This is a genomic window from Kiloniella sp., assembly GCF_048270245.1.
In the GTDB taxonomy this organism is placed as follows: domain Bacteria; phylum Pseudomonadota; class Alphaproteobacteria; order Kiloniellales; family Kiloniellaceae; genus Kiloniella.
This window is the reverse complement of sequence record NZ_JBLWTH010000007.1, coordinates 19,555-40,287: the sequence shown is the minus strand read 5'-3', so window position 1 is coordinate 40,287 and position 20,733 is coordinate 19,555. Positions and strand designations below refer to the sequence as shown.

General features: G+C 45.7%; 18 protein-coding genes. 8 read left to right on the top strand and 10 right to left on the bottom strand.

Translation table 11 applies throughout. The annotated features are described in order from the left end of the window. Positions 1-152 precede the first annotated feature (152 nt). Together ACN0W5_RS15395 and ACN0W5_RS15390 are read right to left on the bottom strand one after the other, a co-directional pair. Positions 153-1,361: a M24 family metallopeptidase gene (locus tag ACN0W5_RS15395; RefSeq protein WP_417454974.1), complete on the bottom strand. Its 1,209-nt coding sequence runs from the start codon at positions 1,359-1,361 to the stop codon at positions 153-155. Between the two features lie 455 nt (positions 1,362-1,816). After that, the gene (locus ACN0W5_RS15390) at positions 1,817-2,362 is read right to left on the bottom strand and encodes a hypothetical protein (RefSeq protein ID WP_417454973.1); all 546 of its coding nucleotides are present in this window, start codon (positions 2,360-2,362) and stop codon (positions 1,817-1,819) included. A gap of 546 nt (positions 2,363-2,908) precedes the next feature. Between ACN0W5_RS15390 and ACN0W5_RS15385 the strand changes: the two genes are divergently transcribed. Next, the gene (locus ACN0W5_RS15385) at positions 2,909-3,544 is read left to right on the top strand and encodes a DUF1826 domain-containing protein (RefSeq protein WP_417454972.1); all 636 of its coding nucleotides are present in this window, start codon (positions 2,909-2,911) and stop codon (positions 3,542-3,544) included. 53 nt (positions 3,545-3,597) lie between these two features. Beyond that, a complete protein-coding gene (locus tag ACN0W5_RS15380) occupies positions 3,598-4,029 on the top strand; it encodes a nuclear transport factor 2 family protein (RefSeq protein ID WP_417454971.1) in 432 nt (143 codons plus the stop codon). 196 nt (positions 4,030-4,225) lie between these two features. Here the strand turns inward: ACN0W5_RS15380 and ACN0W5_RS15375 are convergent, their stop codons facing one another. The 5 genes from ACN0W5_RS15375 to ACN0W5_RS15355 all read right to left on the bottom strand — a co-directional run bounded on the left by ACN0W5_RS15375 (position 4,226) and on the right by ACN0W5_RS15355 (position 10,194). Continuing rightward, positions 4,226-5,677 carry a heme biosynthesis protein HemY gene (locus ACN0W5_RS15375; RefSeq protein ID WP_417454970.1) on the bottom strand — a complete coding sequence of 484 codons (1,452 nt, stop codon included), beginning with the start codon at positions 5,675-5,677 and terminating at the stop codon, positions 4,226-4,228. Next, positions 5,677-7,329, bottom strand: a complete 1,653-nt coding sequence (locus tag ACN0W5_RS15370) for a COG4223 family protein (RefSeq protein ID WP_417454969.1) — start codon at positions 7,327-7,329, stop codon at positions 5,677-5,679. The genes ACN0W5_RS15375 and ACN0W5_RS15370 overlap by 1 nt, the downstream gene beginning before the upstream one ends. A 102-nt stretch (positions 7,330-7,431) precedes the next feature. Then, positions 7,432-8,145, bottom strand: a complete 714-nt coding sequence (locus tag ACN0W5_RS15365) for a uroporphyrinogen-III synthase (protein ID WP_417454968.1) — start codon at positions 8,143-8,145, stop codon at positions 7,432-7,434. Between the two features lie 30 nt (positions 8,146-8,175). Further along, a complete protein-coding gene (gene hemC, locus ACN0W5_RS15360) occupies positions 8,176-9,126 on the bottom strand; it encodes a hydroxymethylbilane synthase (RefSeq protein WP_417454967.1) in 951 nt (316 codons plus the stop codon). A gap of 204 nt (positions 9,127-9,330) precedes the next feature. After that, entirely contained in the window at positions 9,331-10,194 is an 864-nt protein-coding gene (locus ACN0W5_RS15355) for an alpha/beta hydrolase family esterase (RefSeq protein ID WP_417454966.1), read from the bottom strand. Positions 10,195-10,487: 293 nt separating this feature from the next. Here ACN0W5_RS15355 and tsaD point away from each other — a divergent pair, with 293 nt between their 5' ends. The 4 genes from tsaD (at position 10,488) to ACN0W5_RS15335 (ending at position 13,420) form a co-directional block, all read left to right on the top strand. Beyond that, positions 10,488-11,570 carry a tRNA (adenosine(37)-N6)-threonylcarbamoyltransferase complex transferase subunit TsaD gene (gene tsaD, locus ACN0W5_RS15350; protein WP_417455091.1) on the top strand — a complete coding sequence of 361 codons (1,083 nt, stop codon included), beginning with the start codon at positions 10,488-10,490 and terminating at the stop codon, positions 11,568-11,570. Beyond that, complete coding sequence (locus ACN0W5_RS15345) at positions 11,567-12,571, top strand: NAD(P)H-dependent glycerol-3-phosphate dehydrogenase (RefSeq protein WP_417454965.1); 1,005 nt, start codon at positions 11,567-11,569, stop codon at positions 12,569-12,571. The genes tsaD and ACN0W5_RS15345 overlap by 4 nt, the downstream gene beginning before the upstream one ends. A gap of 42 nt (positions 12,572-12,613) precedes the next feature. Continuing rightward, positions 12,614-12,895, top strand: coding sequence for a YciI family protein (locus ACN0W5_RS15340; RefSeq protein WP_417430677.1), 282 nt, complete (start codon positions 12,614-12,616; stop codon positions 12,893-12,895). A 108-nt stretch (positions 12,896-13,003) separates the two neighbouring features. Beyond that, a complete protein-coding gene (locus ACN0W5_RS15335) occupies positions 13,004-13,420 on the top strand; it encodes an EVE domain-containing protein (RefSeq protein WP_417454964.1) in 417 nt (138 codons plus the stop codon). A gap of 64 nt (positions 13,421-13,484) precedes the next feature. Here the strand turns inward: ACN0W5_RS15335 and ACN0W5_RS15330 are convergent, their stop codons facing one another. Both ACN0W5_RS15330 and ACN0W5_RS15325 read right to left on the bottom strand, forming a co-directional pair. Continuing rightward, positions 13,485-13,961 (bottom strand): hypothetical protein, encoded by a 477-nt coding sequence (locus tag ACN0W5_RS15330; RefSeq protein ID WP_417454963.1) that lies wholly within the window; start codon positions 13,959-13,961, stop codon positions 13,485-13,487. Positions 13,962-14,146: 185 nt separating this feature from the next. Further along, positions 14,147-15,394 (bottom strand): MFS transporter, encoded by a 1,248-nt coding sequence (locus ACN0W5_RS15325; protein ID WP_417454962.1) that lies wholly within the window; start codon positions 15,392-15,394, stop codon positions 14,147-14,149. A gap of 423 nt (positions 15,395-15,817) precedes the next feature. On the opposite strand from ACN0W5_RS15325, the gene ACN0W5_RS15320 reads away from it, so the two are divergent. Continuing rightward, complete coding sequence (locus tag ACN0W5_RS15320; RefSeq protein ID WP_417454961.1) at positions 15,818-17,503, top strand: EAL domain-containing protein; 1,686 nt, start codon at positions 15,818-15,820, stop codon at positions 17,501-17,503. A 287-nt stretch (positions 17,504-17,790) separates the two neighbouring features. After that, the gene (gene acs / locus ACN0W5_RS15315; RefSeq protein WP_417454960.1) at positions 17,791-19,731 is read left to right on the top strand and encodes an acetate--CoA ligase; all 1,941 of its coding nucleotides are present in this window, start codon (positions 17,791-17,793) and stop codon (positions 19,729-19,731) included. Between the two features lie 67 nt (positions 19,732-19,798). Here the strand turns inward: acs and ACN0W5_RS15310 are convergent, their stop codons facing one another. Beyond that, positions 19,799-20,707 carry a LysR family transcriptional regulator gene (locus ACN0W5_RS15310; protein ID WP_417454959.1) on the bottom strand — a complete coding sequence of 303 codons (909 nt, stop codon included), beginning with the start codon at positions 20,705-20,707 and terminating at the stop codon, positions 19,799-19,801. Between the last annotated feature and the right edge of the window lie 26 nt (positions 20,708-20,733).

Here is a 20,733-nt window from a genome sequence, read left to right as displayed (position 1 = left end):
TTGTTTTCAGGAATATGACGCTTGATGAACCCTTAATGTGACATCAATTATTTAAATACTTCACCAAAAAGAAAACCCGGCACCAATATGCCGGGTTTAAAGTTTGAGACATCAGAACCTCCAAAATGGAGTTTCCAAACAAGGGAAGATATTTACTTACTGATAATGTTGTGCTCCGGACCGTAAGGGAATTTGGTGATGTTTTCTGCACCATTTTCGTCCACAACCAGAATGTCATGTTCGCGATAGCCGCCAGCGCCAGGATTACCCTCTTCGATCATGATCATTGGCTCCATAGAGACGACCATACCCGGTTCCAGAACGGTTTCAACATCTTCACGAAGCTCCAGTCCGGCTTCACGGCCGTAGTAATGGCTTAGCGTTCCGAATGAGTGACCATATCCAAAGGTCCGATACTGCAACATATCGTGCTTCTTGAAAATTTCATTGAGCTCAAGCGCAATATCGCAACATCGAACGCCGGGCTTGATTAAATTCAAGCCAACTTCGTGCACTTCAACGTTGGCTTTCCAATATTTCAAATGTGCATCAGATACATGCTCGGCAAACAGGGTTCTTTCCAGCGCGGTGTAATATCCGGCAATCATCGGAAAGCAGTTCAAACTCAGGATATCACCCGCTTCAATCTTCCGACTGGTCACAGGGTTATGGGCACCGTCTGTATTGATCCCGGATTGGAACCAGGTCCAGGTATCCATTAGCTCTGCATCGGGAAAGGTCTTTGCAATATGGCGAATCATTGCCTGCGTCGAATGAAGCGCGACTTCGTGCTCTGGAACGCCCACAGCAATGGCTTCTGCACAGGCAGCACCACCAATATCAGCCGTCGCTGCACCATGTTTGATAATCGCGATTTCTTCTGCAGATTTCAGCATCCGCATCCGCATGGTCGATGCACCGATATCAACAAACTCAGGACTGCCAAGTGCCGCAGCCATTTTGTTTTTGTTATCGATGTTAATATGATCGAATTCCAGTCCTACACGGCTCAGGTTTTGCCCCGACAGCTCATCCTTGATCGCAAAGAAATAGTTATCTTTTTGCCAATCCGTGTAGATGACGTTGTCGTCAAAGCTGCGTCTCCACGGTTGCGCACCATCAATATTCGCCGTTACAGAGATATGTTTGTCCTGTGTGACAATCAGACCGTAAGGACGCCCGAAGGCACAGTATACAAAATCATTGAAATAGTTGATGTTGTGATAAGAAGTCAAAACCACGGCATCAATATCATTATCAGCCATATGCCGACGTAGATTACTGACACGGCGTTCCATTTCTAATCTAGAAAATGTGCCTCGTACTTTTTCTCCGTTACGGATGCGCAGTGTGCGTTCCATTGCTGACTCCAATAGTAAGGGAATTATTTTTCGCCCTATTGGTATCAAAAAAACCTACATAAAAATAATTTATAATATGAATTCAAACATTAATAATACAAATGGGTGAGGGTCACCTTCGGGGGAAGGCGACCCTCGATACGCAAGCCAGCAATCTTTTAAGGGAAAAGTTGCGGCTCAAGCGCAAACGGATTGTAGAGGCAGCATTTAAATAAGCTGCTCACAATCACTATAATGTCCCCTGCTTAGGCCAAATGATAACCCCCGCGCAACAAGAATTTATTGGGCTAATTTTATGTAAAATTTTATATATTTTAAGGACTTAAGATTATTTCATTTAATAGTAAAGGAAAACAATAACTTATAATTTAACCAGCTCGTTCGATAAGCAAACATGGGCGCTTTATTCATACAAACAGGAAGGAAAAATTATCCAAAATTCTTTTCCGTTAATATTAATTGAGTATGTGAATCTCTTTTAAATTCCAGATCCAATTTACGGTCGAGATTTCCCTGTAATTCATTTCCCCATCCCTTTCCTTGATCATACAAGGCAAAAGAAGGCGGATCGGTCCCTTCTTCTCAACTCTGATCTCACGAGATTGATATCGTGTCGCGACAAACAGACAACTCGCAGGCCACTTCGCAAGCGTTAAATCAATTGCATAACCACCTAAAGCAACCATTCTAACTTGTCTAGCATCTGATATTCCCGAGGTTCTTAGAATATCTGGCAATAATACTCCCTGATACGGTCCAGCCTCATTCTCCCAGATTGACGGCAGTGAAACTTCATAGAGAGGTAATTTTTCAAGATCCACGGTTCTAAATTTTGAAACTTCTTCTCCCTTCTTAACAATAAGCACACGTTTATTGCTAATAGAGGTCTCTAAATTTTCTTTGAAAAAACTAACCGAGCCTAGATCAGCATAGACTTTTGAAACCCCGATAAAAAATATACTTACAAAGATCAAAACTGGTAGAAAAGAACGCTTATCCACTAGACTAACTCTCAAAGATTTTTCCTGATAAACATATGATAAATATTAATAATTAATAAAATACCTAACTTATGATGTTTTATTTAAGCCATACGATGTGCAAACATTATTTTACTGAACCTTCTCCGACTATTATTAAAGGTTTCAGTCGCTTGAAAAAAGAACATCGCTCAACCTTGCAAAATACAGCCTGTTAAGCAGGGGTATCTGATTCAGGGAAATAGAGTTACAGGAAGTCAAAAAATATCTAACAGGAACGCCTACAGAGGCGTATTACAATTCCGTAGCTTACATTCCTTACCAAGCGGTATTTGAGAGTATGACACACCTTAGCCAAAATAAGGGCTAAAGCCCGACGATATCGACAAAAAAGTGGTGATTTTTCACCTTAGTAGTGGGTAATAAACTTTGGTCTCTTTAGTATCTTGTTTAAATAAATGCAATGTTATATCATTACGTTTATTTAAACTTACGTGATGACATCCCCCGAATAAACATTGATGAAAGGCACGGTCTCTTGAAAGGCCTGAGCGGTAAGGCATAAAAATGCAATTGACTAAATCCCTCATCCACACCGAAGCTGACGTTATGGTGCAAGGAAGTGACGCATCAACACTGTCACACATCCAACAACGTGGTGTTGCAGCAGCTGTCTGGCAACGAGAACTAGCATTAGATTTTTCGGACTGGATCAGAGAACTCAACCCAGAAAACTTGCCACAATTTCGGAGCCTGGTAACCCTAGACGCACTTGAAAAAAGCATCCATGCAGCTTGCGACCTGTCGCATACACCACTCGGCAAATATCGCGACATGTTGGCTGGGGATATCGCTGCTCTAGGATTCATTATGAGCGAAATCATGGGAAGTTCTTTACTTCACGTTCGGCTCGAACCTGTAAATACAAACGCTTGCCGTAAATTCCATGTCGACAATATGACGGCCCGCATGCTTTGCACATATCGCGGAAGGGGTACTCAGGTGGCGCAACGAGGTGCTGAAGACACACCAATCACTGTGTCTGCAGGAGATGCTATTTTACTGCGAGGCGCTCGTTGGCTTGGAAAGGAAGAGACCACGCTGCAGCACCGCTCTCCACCAATCATAGGAACTGGAGAAACCCGCTTGTTGCTCGCGATAGACCCAGGCTCAGACTACAAACCTGAAATTGTTAGTCATTAAGCACTGTGGCCGTTTTACGCATTCAAATACCACTCCGGCAGATGAAACATCACATGCCCAAAGAAAGACAGTCTCAACAAAATCATAGCGTTGTGACCACCCGCTCAGCTATCGATAAAGCACACACCGTGTTTCTACGCTGGGTAGAGGCTGTGTCAACGCGCGATATCGATGCAGTTTTGGCACTATACGCAGAAGACGCCTTTCTCATACCGACCTTGCAAAATAAAATCTGCTCAACCACACAGGATCGTCGCCTCTATTTCGAAATGCTATTTGGAAATCCTGATCTAAACTGTCGTGTCGACGAGTGGGATGCACGATCCAATCACAATCAGGAAACTGTTGTCTTGGGCGGACACTATACGTTTACATTTGCTGTTGATAAAAGCAGACAAACCATTCCGGCACGCTTTATTTTCATGTTCGAATGCATCAACAGCACATGGCTAATTATTGGTCATCACTCTTCACAGTTTATCTAAGAGTCCTTTTTACTTGAGCGATAGTGGATCGGCAAAATATTGTTTCATTCACCTTATATTAAAGTGCCCGATTACTAAGCTTTTAGCCGTGATATCCGCGACTGATGATGAAGAAACAAAAAAGAAGTCATCACGTTGAGTTTACGCCCAAAGAAATAACTTCTTTTCTTAAAATAATAACCTTTCAAAACAGGATCTAAGCACCTGTCTCTCTTGCTGCCCCTTCAATTGCTGTTGGTTTAGCGATCACAATTTCATTGCTTTCAGTATTCTCTAGCACCAAAGATGTGCTTGCTTCTTTTCCAATACCCTTTGGCTCAGATCCCTTCGACACAAGAGCATTTTTTTCCGTCAATACTGTCGGACGTTTCCAAGCAAGGGAATCAAAAGAACCACAATCACCACAATGAGCTTGCCAATTTTCTGCGATCGCTCCACAGGATTCACAAACCCAATTATGTGCAATAAGAGCCGTTTCTGATTTTTCAAACCACTCTGCAGCAGCGCGACTATTTCCATGTTCTTCCTGCTCCAGCCGCCCCATCAAACGACAGACCAAACGGCTAGGACCACCTTGATCAGATGCCTGCTTCAGGTGACGGCGTGCTTCGCCCCACAGCTTCGCTGATAAATTAGCTTCGGCCAAGGCAATATGACTTTCATAATGATCTTTATTCTGAGCAACCATCTGGCCCAAACGTTTGGCTCGCTCAACGCTACTTTCAGAAGGCCAAAGGGTTAGAAAGACACGGGCTAGATCACGGTGAGGCTGTTTGCCCCACGCTTTTTTTAATGTTTTTTCAGCATCCTTGATTCGCCCGGCACGATTATAAGCCTCAGCAAGGAATGCCACAGCAGGCACCAGATTAGGCGCGAGTTTGTAGGCCTCTTTAGCGAAAGCCAACGAAGCCTGAAGATCCCCCTGATCATTTGCTTTCAAAGCTTGTTGTAGCTTTACAACAGCTCGTTTCCGCGCCGCTTCAGCAGGCGCAAGATTTTTCGTCTTTGCCCCTTCTTTCAAAGCCTGATCCGCAATTGCAAATTGTCCCGTTGCTTCCGAAAGTTCGAACAAACTTTCTTGAACCCAGGGTGTTTTTGGGCTCAAGGCATGTGCTTGTTTGGCAAGCTCCAGCGCCTCGGTAAAATCACCGCGCCGTTGGGCTTGCATCAAAAGCCCACGTAACCCGAGAAAACGGGTCTCCTTGTCTTCCAACATAGCTTTGAAGTAATTGGTCGCAGCTTCCTCATTACCTTGCAACTGTGCAGCCTGAGCAGACAAAAGCATGGTCAAAGGCGGTTCATCTGATAACAAACTCTCCGCTTTTCGGGCCATCGCAAGGGCCGTATCGGCTTCGCCAGCGGCCACAGCAACCATGCCGTGGGTCAAAGCCTTATACCCACGTTTCTTGCGATTATCTTGCCGGGCCTGGCCAAACAGTGCTGGCGCGTTGATAAGACTACGCCAAAACCGGTAAAGAAATGCGGCAGATATAGCCAACGCAGCAGCAGCAAGGAAAAGCACCCCAACTGTTGTTTCCAGACGGTACCCAATCCAATCTACAGAAACCAGACCAGGACGATTCGCAATCCATATAACAATCGTTAAAACAATCGCCAGCTTAAGAAAATAAATCAGTGTTTTTTTCATTATTCAATTCCTCCGGCACCGCTACCCTGTGCCGTGACACCGATCAAAAGCAACGCCAGTTGTTGGCTGATTTGTTCGCCTTCTCGACGTTGCTTTGCCAACAAAAGCCAATTTTCCATGCCAGAAGTTGCTGCAGAGGTAAGGTTTTCAAGTTCCTCCAAAGCACCCGATAGATCACCATCTTTCAGATAATTTTCTGCACGAGCCAGAACACTGGAAGTCCCCTGTCCATCAAGGATATCAATTGGACGTATGGAAACCACATCTGTTACCCGGCCAATGGCTTTATCAACCCAGGTTTGCCCCCCCGCAATCTTATCAGCTGAAAGCGCATCGCGTGCAGCTGATGGGAAACTCGCCCGCAGATCAGTCAAACTAGGCAAGCCGACAGCTGCAAACGAAGAAAGCGGAGACACCAGTTCACGAATAGTGCTGTTTTCCGGCGCAACAGCGCGGACAAGATCCAGTTCTTTCACGAAAGGGCCAGATCCGCGTAAAGCATCACGTAACTGCAGAACCCCAAGCGCAAGATAAACATCACCCGTTGCAGGGCCACCAACCAATGATGGAGAGGAAACTGCGTCCCCAGACTTAAGGCTTGCAACTTCTGAGATCAGGGCGTTCATTTGTGTTCGAATAGATGCCAGCTGTTGAACAGATGCCCCATCAGAACTGTCCCCAACGGAAGATGAGGCAAACCCCGTACTCTCGATAGCATCCACGCGTTGGCGTGTTTGCTCCAGCTCGGTTCTCAGGGCCTCAACCAAATCCTTATCTGCATCACTGGATGTGACAACCACTCCACCGTCGGTCAGGTCATTGAGCTGCCGTTCAAGTTCAGATTGTTGAAGTTTTAGCGTCCGTACTGTTTCTGAAAGCGCGAGAAAACGATTTTGATCAATGCTCTGGCTTTGCGCATTGAAAACATCTTGCTCCAAGCCGACAATTCGCTCTTCCAAAGAACTGACACTTGTTGTTTCCGCTTCGCCCCCAAATGTCGGAATTTTCTCAACAAGGGGTAACCACTCACTGCGAAAGAAAACAGCAGCCGCCATGGCCAGAGCACAGAAGCCAACCCCGTAGAAGAAGCTGTTCAGACTTCCGCCCTTTTTAACAACCGCAACGGTTTGCGTATCAGAGAGCAGTTCATCAGCTTTGCCTGATCCCTGACCGACACCGCTATCTTTTTCAACACCCGTGTTTGCCTGAGCGTCATCATTCTTATCGCCAACAGTTGCTTTTGACCCGGACACCGGTATAGCGCTCGACGCTTTAAGAGGTGACTTTATATCGGGCTTACCACTGGAACTACTTGAGCCAAGATCACTCGAAGCGCCTTGTTCTGCTTCATCTGAAAGTAAAAGATCACTTTCGCGAACACGAACCACATCAAGCGTAATTTTCGCTTTTGCCGCGGCTCTGAGTATATCTTCATGGCGAGCAGAAGGAATTGAATCGCGCTCTTTCCAACCTTGGACGGTGCTAACAGCAATACCAAGTTTACTCGCCAAAGGCCTCAAACCACCAAAGGCATTAATAATTTCCTGTGTTGGACTTTCCGTAATCGCTTCTTTATCAAGCGATTTGTTTTCATCTTTCACAGAAGAACCTGTTGTCGGTTTGTTTGATTTGTCGCCCTGTTTGCTGGCCATAGCATCCTCTGTTATCCAGATTGTGTAGATCCAAACGATCGAAACACGTGATTAAGGAAACTATGCGCCAGAGTTAAGGTAAAATCTAGTACGTACGTACACTTATTTGTTTAGGGCGATTAACTTTATCATATCAGCCCTGTTTGGCTGTTCTGAAACCAAAAGCTTAACCCCGCATATTTGCTCAAAGCAATCGGCAACCGCCTTGCTCAAACAATAGATGGTTAAGCCCTCTAGACTGGACACTAAATTCTCTTGGGATACCAATGCCAAGAACACCTTGGAAGAACGTGGCGAAAAAAAGCTTATCTCGTTGATTTTATTTTCTTTTAACATTTGACATGTTTGTTGAAGCAACACTTTGGATGACATGGCTTCGTACAAAATTTCACGACGATAAACATAACCAAACTGGTCAAGATCCACCTGAAGATCCCCTGCTATTTTTGACGCTGCAGGATGTAATAAAACACCTGATTTTGTACTCAATTTTGCTCGAACCAGTTTGGCTAAATCACCCACATCACCGTTGGCAGAATAGACCCTTTCGAATCCACACTCACGCGCGGCTTCAGCAGAGCTTTGCCCAACACAAAGCGCTGGCAATGAACGATCTTTGCTATTCAGTTGATAAGCACGTACACCATTTGCAGAGGTAAAAAGAACAGCCTGTACGTCAGAAAGATCTAGTTCAGCAGAATTTTGAAACACAATGTCAAAAACGGCATCAAAACACACCTCGCGCCCCAACAGACGAAGTTCAGAAGCAAAAGGCTCCTGATCTGCTTGTGGACGCGTAACAAGGTGAGTGATCATTAACGACCTCTATAACGAATCAAGGGCAAATCAAGACTGTTGCGCTTCCAATATTTTGAAAAACTCTTCACCAGCCTGCTCTTTTAGGTCTCGCCCTGCAGAGCGTCCCATTTCCTCAGCCGAGGATATCGGGCCACGCCGCTCTGTTGTGAATATTTTACTGCCATCTGTCGCTGCCAGCATCGTACGAAGATAAAGCTCATCACCCTCTATTTCAGCAAGAGCAGCAATTGGTGTTCGACAAGATCCATCAAGTTCCGCGAGGCAAGCACGTTCGGCGGTGATTCGTTGCATCGTCGGTTCATGATGGATGGCATCAACATAGGCACGAATACGATCATCACCCGTTCTTATCTCTAGCCCGACAGCACCTTGTGCCGGGGCTGGCAACATTTCTTCGGTTGAAAGTGCTGCCGTGATCAAGTCGGATTGTTTCAGTCTATTCAGGCCAGCAACAGCAAGAAGTGTCGCATCAACTTGCCCTTCTTCCAGTTTACGCAGTCTGGTCTGAACGGAGCCACGAAAGGTAATAACTTCAATGTCTGGGCGTTTTGCTTTGATCTGGGCCTGTCTGCGCAAAGAAGCAGAACCAACAATAGCACCTTTCGGAAGCTCTGCCAGTGAGTTGGCTTTCGAAGAGAAAAGTGCATCACGGGGGTCTTCCCGCTCTAGAACTGTGGAAATTTCCAACCCATCAGGCAACCACGTCGGCACATCTTTCATAGAATGTACTGCAATATCAATGCTGCCATCCTGAAGACCGTCTTCAATCTCTTTGGTAAAAAGGCCCTTACCACCAATTGCAGACAATGCCCGATCTTGAATCTTATCGCCAGTGGTATTAATCACCACAACCTCGACAGACTCATCATCCTTTAAATCAGAATGGACCTCTTGCAACAGGCGTTTAACTTCAAAAGCTTGAGCTAAAGCAAGGGGACTTCCCCGGGTACCGAGACGAAGAACAGGATTATCAGTCATAAATTATTGCCATACGTTTCTGTAAGTCTGAAAAAAGAATTTACCCAAAGAAAATTCAATCACGCGCACCTTACTCTTTCAGTCCCGTTTCGACAATTCTTATGGTGAGAGTAAATCACGCGGCGAACCGACGCAGAGCCGATCTCCCCCATAACGATAACTTCAGAATATAAAAGTGCCGTAGATACGAATAATCAAAAACACTCACGGGTTTTCTTGGTTCGCCGTTATATTTTTCAAACCTTCAGCCCAATCCATTCCTTGAGCTAACCATTTCATTTTAATTTTATGTCCCCCTTTGTGGAGACATAACTCCATTTCTTTTCCCGCTGCACACCCGCGCCAGATCTCACAAGACATATCGTCAAGGGAAACAACTTCGGATTCACCTTCACAGCGGTTAGTTTCTTGCCAGATACGCACGCCTGTTTTGACATCACCTTGATGCCACCGCGCACCGATAGGTCGTCCCGTCATCGGCACAACACGATCTGACAATCCGTGAATATGACGTATGTTTACCGGGTTATCACACGCAACGGGATGGGGACGCCAGAACGAGCCAGCAATCGGGAAGAAGGCAGAAAATTCTTCGCCTATATAACAAGCAACATCCCAAGCCATTGACCCACCTTGGGAAAAACCCGAAACCCATAAACGATCTTTATCAAGCTTATGCCGAGACTTCACATCACTTAGAATATCACTGGTAAAGGCAATTTCATCACGTCTTTCGCTCGGAGCTCCGACATTGGACCAACTACGATTGAGACCATCAGGAATAACCAGCATCACCCCTCGTGAAGCAGCCAACTTCAATAAAGCATTATTCTTCAGCACAAGATCTGCACTTTGCCCATAGCCATGGTAGTAAAACAGTGTCGGATACGTCTCTTCAACTTCATTTTCAGCTTCTGGCATAACTGTGATATAGCGCCCTGACTCGAGAACTCTTTCCTCAATCTTTGAGCCTGCCTTTACTTGCTGGCTCGCGGCTTGAGATAGGGAAGCGAGAAATAATCCACCGAGCAACAGTCCAATAACAACAAGAGCTTCAACTCGTTCCATAAAACCTCCAACTGAAAACGCGTATGATCAAACCGCCGCTTATTTATCAAGTAGGCGAGTTTGACGACTTTTCCACCTCACAGGAAAACAACTTTTAGTTATACCCGTTGAAAAGAGAGAGCTTTTTTATCGTGAAAAGCGGATTAACTAAGATTTACACAGTCAAACCTTGCCGAAACGCTGCTAATGGTATTTTCTACAGAAATATTTTGAACTAAAAAGCTGGGCTGAAAATGAGAGATTGTCTCTCTTATTACTCAGTCGAATTGAAAAGCATGGTCCATTTAAAAAACATAAAAGTACTTGGTATTGAAACCAGCTGTGATGAAACAGCAGCGGCCATTGTTGATAGTAACCACAATATTCTCGCCAACAAGGTTCTTACCCAGCTAGAAGAACACAAGCCCTATGGCGGTGTCGTTCCTGAAATTGCCGCGCGCAGTCACATGAATCACCTTGATCGCCTCATCAGATCTGCGCTGGAAGAAGCCAAGCTAGATTTTGATCAGTTAGATGGTATCGCGGCAACGGCAGGTCCTGGCCTGATCGGTGGTGTTTTTGTCGGTGTCATGACAGCCAAGGCAATCGCGGCTGCACGCAAACTGCCTTTCCTTGCGGTTAACCATCTCGAAGGGCATGCGTTAACCGCCCGCCTGACAGAAAAAGAAGCCGCCAGCTTTCCCTACCTTCTTCTTCTCGTCTCTGGTGGGCATTGCCAGCTCCTCGCCGTAGAAGATGTGGGACGATACACCCGACTGGGCGGCACCATTGATGATGCCGTGGGCGAAGCTTTTGATAAAACAGCTAAGATGATGGGTCTTCCCTACCCGGGGGGCCCTATGATCGAGCAGATTGCCAAAAACGGTGATCCCAAACGTTTTGATCTGCCGCGCCCGATGAAAGGGCGTCCGGGGTGCGACTTTTCTTTTTCAGGTTTAAAAACTGCCATGCGCAAACAGATCCTTGAGTGCGCCAGTAACGAAAGAAGCGAAGAAGCAGATATTGCGAACCTAAGCACCCAAGACAAAGCCGATCTTGCGGCTTCGTTCCAACTGGCCGTCGGCGATGTGCTTGTTGATCGTTGTAAAAAAGCCATGGATATCTTTCAGGATACCTATGGCCAACCAGGACCATTGGTCGTCGCGGGCGGGGTTGCCGCCAATTTGACTCTGCGGGCTCGCCTGGCAGAATTAACAGATACCTATAACACCAGCCTACTGGCCCCACCGGTTAAGCTCTGTACAGATAACGGTGTTATGATTGCATGGGCCGGATTAGAGCGTTTGCGTCTCGGCCTGACAGACTCGTTGGACTTCGCCCCTCGCCCTCGTTGGCCGCTTGATCAACTCACGGGGGTAGAAACCGCAAAGTCATGACAGGACAGCCGGCGAAAAAAATTGGTGTTCTCGGGTCTGGGGCATGGGGAACGGCTCTGGCCGCTGTCGCAGCTGAGGCAGGAAATGATGTTATTCTCTGGTCGCGTAATAAGAACGTTGTTTCTGATATCAACAACGAACACGAAAACAAACTCTACCTGAAGGGCGCCGACCTTAACCCTAGAATCACAGCAACGACAGAAACATCCAACCTTCAGAACTGTGACGTTCTCTTACTGGTTGTACCTTCTCAACACTTGGGCTCTGTACTAAAAGCCAGTAAGGATCAGATCAACCCAAACACACCACTTGTCCTTTGCACCAAAGGTGTAGAAATCAAAAGTGGGCTTTTGATGACAGAGATGATTGCAGAGATCCTTCCGAAAAATCCTCTTGCTGTCCTCTCGGGTCCAACCTTTGCCATTGAAGTTGCCAACAAGCTGCCAACCGCAGTTACACTTGCCTGTGCAGATGAAAATCTGGGTAAAAGTTTATCCTTAACACTCAATAATCGCTCCTTTAGAATTTACCAATCTCTTGATCCTATCGGGGCCGAGATTGGCGGTGCAGTAAAAAATGTAATCGCGATAGCCTGTGGCATCGTCGAGGGCAAAAAACTAGGTGACAATGCCCGTGCTGCCCTCATTACTCGCGGTCTATCTGAAATTGTGAAACTTGGCCTTGCAAAAGGTGGGCGACGGGAAACTCTTATGGGGCTATCGGGGATGGGGGATCTCACCCTGACCTGCACAGCCACACAATCCAGAAACTATGCACTTGGTAAAGCCTTGGGTGAAGGTATCTCGATAGAAAATTACCTAAAGGGTCGAATCACGGTCGCCGAGGGTTTAAGCTCCAGCAAGTCAGTAACAAAACTCGCCCAAAAGCTATCTATAGACATGCCAATTTGTCATGCTGTTTGCGATATCCTTCATAATGATGCAGATATTGACGCAACAATCGCCCAACTTCTCGCCCGCCCTCAAAAGGCAGAGGCATAAAATATTCAACACTTTGATTCACTAATATTAGGGAAATATCCAATGAAATTTATCTTTTCATGTGTCGATAAAAAAGATCACGCCCACGTCCGCGCCGAAAACCGTCCAGCCCATCTGGAATACCTCAACAAATTCATCGACCATATTGTTGTGGCAGGTCCGACACTAGGCGCTGATTACGAAAGCATGACCGGTAGCCTGCTGATCCTCGAATTTGATGATGATACCGCAGCTCAAGAATTCGCCCTCAACGATCCCTACAACAAAGCGGGCCTATTCGAACAGGTGACCATCACGCCTTGGAAGCAGGCCCTGCCGAAATAGTATTTAAAGCAAAATAAAAATCTATCATTCTAAACATTATAGCACTGCTTGTTTACCTCATGAGCAGTGCTATTCTATTTATAGGGATAGTACTTAAAGGAGCATGCTTTGGCATATTGGCTAATGAAGACAGAACCCGGTAGCTGGTCTTGGGAGGATCAGGTTGCCAAAGATGTTGAGCACTGGGATGGTGTTCGCAACTACCAAGCATCAAACAATATGAAGGCGATGAAGATAGGGGATCGCGTATTTTTCTATCACTCTGTCAAAGAGAAGAAGATCGTCGGCATCGTAGAGGTTTGTAAAGAATACTATCCGGACCATACGGATAAATCCGGACGGTTTGGCATGGTCGATGTCAAAACCCTTTACCCCGTGACCACGCCTGTCAGTTTGGAAGAGATCAAAGCTCATCCCGAATTGCAGGACATGGCTCTTATCAAGCAATCACGACTTTCCGTCATGCCGGTAAGAGATAAAGAGTGGAACATCATCTGTGGTATGGGAGATACAAAGCCTGCTTAAACAAGCGAAAAATTCAAAACTTTGATACTGGATGAATCGCCCGGTCTGGATTAGATAAACCGATCTAATCTTTCGCCAAAACCTTACCAACAGCTTCTTCCAAAGCCGTTATTAAGCCCTGGTCCTCTTCACAGCCATTACCTTTGATTTTTTGTGAGATAATGACGCGCATCGTATTCACATGCACTTCTATCAAATCCAGACGCTCAGCTGCTGATGCATTTTCCTGAATAAAATGACACAACGACTTTGCCGCCATCGTCAAAAGCGGATAGCTAAATGTTGCGGCCTGCCCCTTAATATTATGGCTCACGGTATGGATTTCTTTTACGCAATCAGCAGCTTTGGTGGGATCCTTTTTTGCGATCTGAAGAAACTTAGAAATACGTGCGACTTCTTCGCTGACCAATATTTCATAGTCATCTTCCATATTTGAAAGTGCCCGTTCTGCTTTCTCAACGATATCCTCAAGTTCAGGACCACCTTCTGATGGTACCTTTGGCTTCAGATTGTTGGTTGGCATATGCAATTTCACTTCCACTTTTACGTCCTGTATATTTCTGAAACGACCACTATTCGACCCTAATATTCGATCTGGGTTTCAGGCATATTATCATCTAGTTTACAGGATGAAACCTTAATCAAGTACAAAGAAAATTATCTCCAACCCTAATTCAACCAACAGTCGTTTTATCTTTTAAAACCCCGAGTTAACCGACTTATCCTTCAAGCCGTCTGTGAAAATCGTCGTAAAGGTTGATCGGTAATTGGCCAGTGAACCATCGCAGCAAAAACACCGAGGAAGATCGAAGCCCACCACACCAAATCATAGGATTGGGTAGAATCATACAGAACTCCGCCCAACCAGACGCCGATGAAGCTGCCGACTTGATGGCTAAAGAAAACAAAGCCAAACAAAGTTCCCATATATTTTGGGCCAAAAATTTGAGCCACCAGACCTGAAGTCAAAGGCACAGTACTCAGCCACAAAAGTCCCATGACAAATCCAAAAACAAGAAAGGATACAGTGGAAGCCGGGATCAAAATAAAGGCAAGAATAGCTACAGAACGTGCCAAATAAATGCCTGAAAGCAAATATTTCTTCCGATAGGCACCACCTAAAGCACCCGCTGTGTATGACCCAAAAATATTTGCGAGCCCAACCAGCGCCAAAGTCCAGGCCCCCACTTCCGGCGCCAGACCTTTATCGATCGCATAAGAGGGAAAATGAACAGTAATAAAGGCCAGATGGAAACCACAAACAAAGAAGCCTGCGATCAATAGCCAGTACCCTCTATGTCGTGAAGCTTCTTTCAAAACATCAACCATGGACAAAGAATTTTCGGGCGAAGGACTTTCAGATATAGCCAAGTGATCAGAAGCGGATGAACCGCCCCGAAGAAAATAGGCTGCAGGAACGATTAACATCAAAAGCCCCGCCAGAATTAGCAAGGCATCTTGCCAACCAAAACTTTGTAACAAACTACTGCCAAAGGGGATAATGAGGAACTGGCCCAATGATGCCGATGCTGTCGCAATCCCAAGGGCCAGCGATCGCTTTTCTTCAGAAACAGAACGCCCGATAACGGCGAGGACAACCCCAAAGGTAGTACCACTCAAGCCGATGCCAACAAAAAAACCAGGGCCTAAATGCGAGGCAATTGGCGAATAGTCCATCGCACCAAGGATAATACCCCCAGCATAAATCAACGCACTCAACACCAAAACGCGTCCGGCACCATAGCGGTCAGCAACCATTCCGGCAAAAGGTTGTGCTGCTCCCCAAAGCAGATTTTGCAACGCCAACGAAAAAGCAAGGACCTCTCGTCCCCAATTCAGTTCATCCGAGATCGGCTTTACAAAAAGGCCATAGCTTGACCGAACCCCAAAAGCTAAACAGAGGATGAGACACCCTGACAGTAGAACGACCCATACAGGCCTAGAGGATGAAATAGATTTGTCAGCGCTTGTCATAGGCATTAGCTCACTCAGAGGACGGGGATAAATAAAGACGAATTTTAATTAAGAAAAACAGCCACCAATCCACAAAGCTGTATCCCAAAACTTGGCCCCAAAAGCCTCAATAGATCCGGGAAACACGGCTATAATCAATAAGCAGAAGATTATAATAGTGAGCAATATCAGTAGATGTTGTTTAACAGAACTCATAATAAACATTATATCCTCAGTTATTGAATTCACCAATTGAATCAAATTAATCTCTTGCCTTAGATTTTGTAATACATCTCTGTTCAGCTAGGATTTCGGCTTACATTACGATAAAAACCAGCTCACAAGCATAAATACTTTCATCTTGCTTTAACTTCTTCCCATTACCCTAAACACTCACTAACTGAGCTCTCAGGAATAAGAGAGTCAACGAAACTTGGGGGCCAGATGGGCAACGAAAGTTTGATAAGTTCCTTACGTCAGGAACGCGATCGTTTTCTCGCTTTTGCTTTTTGTCGAGCAGATCTTCTGCTCGAACTCTCTGAAAAGCGAGAAATTGTTTTTGTCAGTGGGGCAACTCAAGCCATCTTTGGACTCACAGTTAAAGAGCTGATCGGTATGTCGATTGATGACCTTGTTTTACCCCATGAAGAACCTGTTCTAAAGGGCCTGCTTTCTGGCATGGTTGGCGGTATCAGGCCCAACCCGATGAATCTTGACTTTAAAAACAAATTGGGAAAAGCCCAACCGCTTTCACTTACTGGCTATTATGTTGAAGATTTAGAAAAGCATTACTTCCTATCTTGCAAATTACCTGCCGCAGTAGCTGCAACATCCCCCAAAAGCGCCCGTGAAGCAGGCGGTACAGTTGTCCATGACAGGGTAAGTTTTGGTAAAGTGGCAGCAGAGCATCTAAAAGCCAATCCCGAAGATAAGCTCACATTTATTGAACTTGAGAACTACGACGAGTTTGCAAAAAAACTTAACAAAGACACACGGCAAGAACTGTCTGAAACAATCAACAGCTATCTTAGAGCCAGCTCATCAGAAGCCAACTCAGCAGCCTCTTTCGGGAATGGTAAATACGGCCTGATTAGCCGACCTGACCTGGACATCGAAAAATTAACTGATGAAATTTCAAAGCAAGTAAAAGCCGCAGACCCCAAAGGGGTAGGCTTAAAAGTCGAACAGGCCAGTATCGCTCTTGCAGACAGTGGTATTTCCGGTGGTAATGCCGCACAGGCCTTAAGCTTTATGATTCAACAGTTCGCTCATGATCAAAGCGAAAGCTTCAGCTTAGAAGATCTGGCTCATTCCTTGCCTGAAATTCTTGCGCGCATCAAAAAAACAGCCGAGCGCATCATCAGAGTCACCGAAGGCGAAGACTTTATGATTGTCTTCCAGCCTATTGTAGACCTAAAGACCCGCGCGATTCACCACTATGAAGTTCTGGCCCGCATAAATGACGAAACAGGGTCACCGCAAGAATTTATAAGATCGGCCGAAGATTTAAACCTCATCAAAGGCTTTGACCTCGCCATTTGCCGAAAAGCAATTAGGTGGATACAAAACAACCCCAGCAAACAATTCAACAGATCAATCGCGATTAACCTGTCTGCTGCTTCGATAGGGGATGCTGATTTCATCAATCAACTTACCCCCTTGTTGACTCCCTTGAAAGACACGCCAGAAGCGTTGTTATTTGAAATTACCGAATCAACCAGAATACCGGACCCAGTTATTGCCAATAAAGCAATGCAAGCTCTTCGGAACCTCGGTCACAAAGTATGTCTGGATGATTTTGGAGTCGGCGAAGCTTCCCTTCAATATCTGCGCCAATTTCAGGTCGATGTTTTGAAAATAGATGGAAGCTACGTTCGGGATGCTCTGGAAGATGAAACCTCTGCTCATATTCTCAAAGCCATTGCTAATCTTTGTCGAAAGCTGAAAACAGCAACTGTTGCAGAAATGGTAGAGGATGAGGAAACAACTAAGCTGTTGATCGAGTGCAACGTTGATTTCGGACAAGGCTATTATTTTGGGCGTCCCTGTAACGACATCAGTATTTTTGAAGAACCCGACAAACCGCGTACCGTTGTTCGTCGCGGTGAAACCACAGAAAGTTGGTCATAGAACTCATTTTAAAGTCCTTTCTCGCTAAATTTTTTCTGTAGCTCCTCTTAAATAATTATTTTTTCGATCATTTAGATTTGAGCTTAACCTCACAACGAAAAGCGAATGTGAACAGCAATGAATGCTGCATCGCAATATAATTTTCATTAACATGACAATAGCTTATCGATTATTTCCAAATTACCCTTGAGAAATCAGGAAATTCCGTAAATAATCCCTCCGAACAAAAAACCGCTGATAAAAATAAAGCAGCGCAACAATAAATAAGAATATAGGGAGACCGAAAGATGTCGGACGCCACTGTTTTTCCCGTACCGGAAGACCTCGCCCAAAAAGCATGGGTAGATGAACCCCGTTACCTTGAAATGTACCAGCAATCCATCGAAGACCCCGAAGCATTTTGGGCTGAACATGGTAAACGCATTCACTGGTTTAAACCCTTTACCAAAGTAAAAGACGTAAATTACGGCCCCGGCGATGTGCATATTCGCTGGTACGAAGATGGCACAACAAACGTCTGCTACAACGCAATTGATCGCCACCTACCGACAAAAAAAGATGACACGGCAATTATCTGGGAAGGCGATGATCCCAGCGAACATGAGTACATTACTTACGGGCAGCTTCACGATAACGTAAGCCGCTTTGCCAATGCCATGAAGGCCCGTGGCGTGAAAAAAGGTGACCGCGTCACTATTTACATGCCGATGATTCCCGAAGCCACCTATGCCATGCTGGCTTGCGCCAGAATTGGCGCGGTTCACTCCGTTGTTTTTGGCGGCTTCTCACCAGATGCCCTGGCTGGTCGTATTCAAGGCTGTGAATCCAACTGTGTGATCACCGCTGACGAAGGTCTTCGTGGCGGGCGTAAAGTACCTCTCAAAGCCAACACAGATAAAGCGCTGGAATCCTGCCCTGATGTCGATACCGTTTTTGTCGTGAAACGCACGGGTGGCGACATTAAATGGGACGACAAACGTGATGTTTGGTGGGATGAAGCCTGCGCCGCAGCTGACAAAGAATGCCCCGCCGAAGAAATGAAGGCCGAAGATCCGCTTTTCATTCTTTTCACATCTGGTTCTACTGGCAACCCAAAAGGTGTTCTTCATACAACTGGTGGCTATCTTGTCTATGCGTCAATGACACACAAGTACGTCTTTGATTATCATGACGGTGATGTTTATTGGTGTACTGCCGATGTTGGCTGGATTACTGGTCACAGTTACATCGTGTATGGACCTCTGACCAATGGTGCAACAACGCTTGTATTCGAAGGCGTTCCAAACTATCCGACAGCATCCCGGTTTTGGGAAGTATGTGATAAACATAAGGTCAATATTTTCTATACTGCACCAACCGCTATTCGTGCGCTGATGCGCGAAGGTCTTGAAGCCGTCAAAAGAACATCTAGATCAACAATCCGTCTTCTTGGAACAGTTGGTGAGCCAATCAACCCTGAAGCGTGGATGTGGTATCATCAGGTTGTTGGTGAAGGTCGCTGTCAGATTGTTGATACATGGTGGCAGACTGAAACTGGTGGTATTCTTATTACCCCATTGCCGGGCGCGACACCGCTTAAACCTGGCTCTGCGACAAGACCATTCTTTGGCGTAAAACCTTTGCTCGTCGATAATGACGGTAAAGTAATCGAAGGGGCTGGCGAGGGAAATCTTTGTATTTCTGACTCATGGCCCGGGCAGATGCGGACGCTTTATGGTGATCACGAGCGGTTTGTACAGACCTATTTCTCTACTTACGATGGTCTTTATTTCACAGGCGATGGTTGCCGCCGTGATGAAGATGGTTATTACTGGATTACGGGACGTGTTGATGATGTCATCAACGTTTCTGGTCACCGCATGGGAACTGCAGAAGTCGAATCCGCGCTTGTTGCTCATGCAAAGGTCGCCGAATCTGCTGTGGTCGGCTATCCACACGACATTAAAGGACAAGGCATCTACGCTTACGTCACATTAAATGCAGGTGAAGAACCAAGCGATGAACTTCGCAAAGAACTTGTCGTTTGGGTAAGGAAAGAAATTGGCCCAATTGCCACACCGGATATGCTGCAATGGGCACCGGGATTACCAAAAACACGTTCCGGTAAAATTATGCGTCGTATCTTACGCAAAATTGCAGAAAACGACTATGGCAGCTTAGGGGATACTTCTACCTTGGCAGATCCCTCTGTCGTTGACGAACTTATTGAAAACAGAATGAATAAATAAACCATTCTTCGTTTTATCAGAAAGGCAGCTTCGCAGGAGCTGCCTTTTTTGTTTTAGACCGTCCCAATCAAGCTGGTTCTTTCCATTGCTGCTTCAAGAAATCAAGTAACACACGTAGTTTCAAAGGCACAAAATCAAGCTTTTGATAGTAGAACCACATTTCAAAGGTTTTGCTTTTTAAATGTGGCAGCACCGGAACCAGATCACCCCTTTCAATCTCGTCTTGAATAATCAGTTCCGGAATATAGACAATACCCTGCCCCTGACAAGCCGCAGCAATCAAAGCTTCTGTATTGTTACTGGAAAGCCGCCCAGAAACATCAACACTAGCCTCACTGGTGACATCTGTATTATCCCCACAATGAAAATGCCAAGTCGTCGCCTTTGTGTTTTCACCATACAATAAACATGCGTGTGATCTCAGGTCATCGCTATCAGACAAAGGCTTGCTTTGAGCCAGATAATCCGAGCTGGCAAAAAGTTGATTATAATAGCGACAAAGCCGTTGCCCCACATAGGCCATGGAATCAAAATCATCAATCCGCCGCGCCAGCGAGAGATCAACGCCGGCTAAAGGCAACGTCCCGTAAGCAGCAGATTTAAATTCGATATCAATGTCAGGGTTTTTACTTAAAAAAGACCCCAGAACCGGTAACAAGACCCTATTCAATAGGGGCGAAGGTGCCGCGAGCGTAAGACGGCCACGCGGATTCTGCCCCAGATCCTGCGTTTCATCCAACAGTGTCTGCCACTGACCATGCAGAGAAACCATACGATGATAAAAATTGCTTCCAGCCTCGGTTAAGGTTATCCGGCGAGTGGTTCGTCTTAATAGCTGCACCCCCATCGCTGATTCCAGTTCTGCGATCCGTTTGCTGATAACCGACGGGCTGACGTTCATAATACGTGCCGCCGCTGCCATCGTATGATTTTCCACAACGGTTTTAAAAATCAAGGCACGCTGAAATGAATCCATATTCGTTCCAAAATGAGAATAAACAC